The sequence below is a fragment of the Sutterella parvirubra YIT 11816 genome, from assembly GCF_000250875.1.
GTDB lineage: Bacteria > Pseudomonadota > Gammaproteobacteria > Burkholderiales > Burkholderiaceae_F > Sutterella > Sutterella parvirubra.
Genome location: NZ_JH604943.1, coordinates 1 through 3,940 on the forward strand (window position 1 = coordinate 1; position 3,940 = coordinate 3,940).

Sequence of the window (3,940 nt, forward strand, 5' to 3'; positions counted from 1 at the left end):
AGCTTCTGACTTTAGTCAGGAGTTGTTTACCCCCCGTCCTCTCATCCGCTACTTCGCACCTTCGCGCCTCAACCTCCTCATCCCTCTTCAAAAGACGACGATCTCGGGTTTTCACTGCTGACCTGGGTCAGATCACTTCGGGCGGTCGAAGCCGCCACGCCGCTCCCCTCATACTGAAGTCAAGACCGGGACCGAAGCGCTCGGGTGAGCCCGATCGGCTCAGGCGGACCCGTCCCGACCCATGCCGACCAACGCGGGTCCGACGTTGCCCGGACCGGTCCCACGACCAAGACGAGAAGAAGGAGGAAGAGTCATGAAGGTGTTCCAGTACACGGTCGCCGCCACGGCGGTGCTTTCTTTGGCCGGGGGCGTCCTCGCCGCCGACCGTTCGATGACGGCCGACGTCGTGATCGTCGGCGCGGGGGCGGGCGGTCTCACCGCCGGCGTCGCCGCGACGGACGCGGGTCTGAAGACGGTCGTCCTCGAGAAGAACGCCGTCGTGGGCGGTGGCGGCAACTACATGGAAGGCAGCTTCTTTGTTGGATCTGCTTTGCAGAAAGCCGACAATATCGGCTTGACGCCGGAAAAGCAGTTCAAACGGGTGATGGACTTCCATCATTGGCGCATCAACGGCAAGGTCCTGAACGCGTGGCTCAAAAAGACGAGCGAGGTCTACGACTGGCTGGGTGAGCACGGCGTGCACTACGAAGCCGTGAAGACCGCGTTCATCGACGGGAACCGCACCTGGCACATGTACAAGGGCGGCCACGGGACGGTCTTGGTGAAGACCTTCTCCGACGCCATCAAGGCGAAGGGCGGTGAGATCCTCACCTCCACCCCGGCGACCGAACTCATCATCGAGGACGGCGCGGTGAAGGGCGTCAGGGCGAAGGCCGCGAACGGCGATACGGTCACGATCCGCTCCACGGCGACCATCATCGCGACGGGCGGCTTCTCCGACAACAAGGAGATGGTGAAGAAGTACCTGCCCTATTCGGGGTACGAGAGCGCCGGGTCGCCGGGGCGCACCGGCGACGGCGTGCGGATGTTGGAGAGCGCGGGCGCCGAGCTCGTCAACATGAACGTCTGCATGCAAGCGGGCCTTTGGCTCTACGGGGTTCCGACGGACCTCCAGTTCGGGAAGGACGGCGTGACGAAGGCCGAGTACGTGCGGCTGCTGGCGGCGCTCTTCCAGCCGTACCTGAAGACGAGCCTGCGGGGCGACCGCGTCGCGGACGAAACGCTCCCGCTCGAATTCATTTCGAACGCCTACGAAGAAGTGGGCGGCGAAGGCTTCGCGGTCTTCGACGACAAGACCCGCGAAGAGATGATCAGGGAGGGGCTCCCGCGCGGCTACTTCGGCATGGTCACGCCGGGGACGAAGTTCACGAACTTCGACGAACTCTTCGCGCGCGGCGTCAAGGACGGCTTCTGCTTCAAGGCGGACTCCTTGGAAGAACTCGCGAAGCTGACCGGCATGGATCCGAAGCGCCTTCAGGCTTCCGCCGACCGCATGAACGAATTGACCGCGATGGGCAAGGACGAAGACTTCTACAAGGACGCCCAGTGGCTCCGCGAAGTGAAGACCGGTCCCTTCTACGCGATCAAGGGGAGCTTGAGGACCTACGCGACGACGGGCGGCTCCGCCGTTAACGAACACTTCCAGTCGTTGACGCCGGCGGGGCAGCCGATCCCGGGCCTCTACGCGATCGGTCAGGATGCGGGCGGGCTCTATTCGGACTCGTACGACATGCACATCGCCGAGGGTACGGCGTCCTCGTGGGCGATCTGCGGCGGGAAGCTCGCCGTCGACCACATCGTCTCGCAGAAGAAGTGACCCCGGTTTGATGCCGATCTGATCGGCGGAACCGCCTCAACCCAGAGGGCGTCCGGCTCCGGCCGGGCGCCCTTGCCGTACCTGCCGTCCCTCATCGGCCTTCATCGGCCCGCACCTTCGGGAAAGGCCTGAGCGCGTCGAAGGAGGAGGGCGGCCGGGGGTTGGCTAGACTTCTTGGAAGCCAACACGCTTTGCCGAAGTTCCTCATGCCGTCCTCCGTCCCCGTCATCTGTCCCTGGATCGTCCCGCAGGCGCCCGCTGAGCTTCTTGCGCTCTTCGGCGCGGAGCCGGAGACGGAGAGCTTCCCGCCGCGCCACGGGCTCCAGTCCGACGTGCGCGAGACGCGGACGATCCGGCGCGTCGACGCGGGGCTTCTGAGCCAGGGCGTCACGAACTTTCTCTTGAACAAACCCCTCGCGATGAACCTCTACCCGGCGGGGACGATGCCGGGGTTTCTGAACCTCTTCACGGGCGTCCCGACGCCGCGCGTCCTGAAGACGATCACGGCGTCGACCGTCACCACGATGCCGAAGGACGCCTACCGCGAGCGGCTCTCCGCCGACCGGGAGCTCCTCATCCGCTACGCCGAGTACGCGGAGTTGGCGAGCAAGTCGGAGCTGATCGGCATGGAGGCGCTCTTCACGCTGCCTTTGGCCGACCGGGCGCTTCTGTGGTTCGCGTCGGCGCTCCTCTACGAAGGAGTGAATCCCTTGGACGTGACGGATGAGACCGTCCCCGTGGCGATCCCCATCACCCGCGCGGCGCTCGCCAACATCATCTACACCTCGAAAGGCCCCTTGGACCGCCTCATGGCGGAGTTCTTCCGGACGGAGACCCTCGTGCGGACCGACGCCGGCATGCGGGTGCGCGTCCGGGCGCTCCGCCCGATGGCGGAATGGGTGCTGACGCATTGAGGCGCGACGTGCGCGGAGGAGGTCACCTCGGGCCGCCCGCCGCCGCTTCCTTGAGCGCCGCCATGACCGCAGCCGTCACCTCGGCCAACGGAATCCGCTCCTGCTCGATTCGAGAGAGCTTCTCCCTACGGGCAAAGAGCATCCGCGCGAGCGCGGCCTCCTCGTCCGTTCTCGGATAGTCCCCCAAAGCCGCCACCGTCGCGCCGTCGACCGCCAACGCCTCAAAGCGCTTGAAGTCCTCCACGCCCGCCAACACCGACCGCACGTTCCCGTGCGCGGCGCGAAGGCGCGCGAGGATCTCCAACCCGTGCACGTCGAGGTCCCCGGCGTAGACGACCGCCTTCCTCCCCATCCAGGGGAGCGCCCGGACGGTCGCCGCGGCGGCGTTTCCGAGTCCCATGAAGACCGGTACGTCGTCGGGCACGTCGACCGCCAACCCCGTCTGCACGTTCTCGACGATGAGGACGACGGGGGAGGCGGGCTCCGCCGCCTGCAGGATGGCGAGCGGGAGCTGGATCGCCCGGCGGGCGAGCGCGTCCGCTCCGTCAGCATCAGCCGCTCCGGCGGGAAGCCACGCTTGGGTGTTCCGGCAGAGAACGAGGGGCGGGAGTTCCAGCACCCGGAACCCCGCGCGGCGCTGCCACCGTTCGAAGGCGGAGCGCTTGGGGGCGTCCGCGTCGGGGTGCGCTTCCCCGGCGGGTTCGGCCGGGTCGGCCGGTTCGACGGGGTGAGCTTGAGGGCGCGTCAGGTCGTCGAGCGGGCAGACGATCGCCGCGTGCCGCTCGATCCATTTGGTATCGATCCCCTCCAGAGGGATCGAGCGGAGGTAAATGCCGGCCGGTCGGTGCGCGCGGCACCAGTCAAGCACGAGGAGGAGCTTCGCGAAGTCGCCGTCCGTCATCCCGGACGAAGACGGAAACGCCGCGCCTTCCCGCACGAGGACGCGGGCGGCGGCGAGCGCCGGCTGGGGAGGAAGGCCGAGCGCGTCGATCAGCGCACCGAGGCGCGCGACGCCCGCGGCCCAGCGTTCGGGGGAGGCGGGAAGATCCGCGGTCTTGGCCGCAGAGGGTTTGGCCGCCAACGTCCGGAAGAAGTCCTCAGGCGTGCGCCAGAGGATCGTGCCGGGCAGAAGCACGTCGCCGCCCATTCCGGCCCACCGGCGGGCGTCTTCCTGAAGCTCTACCCCCGG

General features: G+C 67.2%; 3 protein-coding genes. 2 read left to right on the forward strand and 1 reads right to left on the reverse strand.

Going from position 1 to position 3,940, the window contains the following annotated elements; all coding sequences use genetic code 11:
* Positions 1–313 precede the first annotated feature (313 nt).
* Both HMPREF9440_RS04440 and HMPREF9440_RS04445 read left to right on the forward strand, forming a co-directional pair.
* Positions 314–1,837: an FAD-dependent oxidoreductase gene (locus HMPREF9440_RS04440; protein ID WP_008541878.1), complete on the forward strand. Its 1,524-nt coding sequence runs from the start codon at positions 314–316 to the stop codon at positions 1,835–1,837.
* Positions 1,838–2,043: 206 nt separating this feature from the next.
* Positions 2,044–2,751: a cyclic nucleotide-binding domain-containing protein gene (locus HMPREF9440_RS04445; RefSeq protein WP_008541879.1), complete on the forward strand. Its 708-nt coding sequence runs from the start codon at positions 2,044–2,046 to the stop codon at positions 2,749–2,751.
* A gap of 22 nt (positions 2,752–2,773) precedes the next feature.
* On the opposite strand, the gene HMPREF9440_RS04450 is transcribed toward HMPREF9440_RS04445, so the two are convergent.
* On the reverse strand, positions 2,774–3,940 hold a 1,167-nt coding region (locus tag HMPREF9440_RS04450; protein WP_008541880.1), incomplete at its 5' end, for a Wadjet anti-phage system protein JetD domain-containing protein.

Bases quoted from the DNA above. Each gene is read 5' to 3' on its own strand.
- HMPREF9440_RS04440 (WP_008541878.1), top strand. From the start codon at position 314: ATGAAGGTGTTCCAGTACACGGTCGCCGCCACGGCGGTGCTTTCTTTG.
- HMPREF9440_RS04445 (WP_008541879.1), top strand. From the start codon at position 2,044: ATGCCGTCCTCCGTCCCCGTCATCTGTCCCTGGATCGTCCCGCAGGCG.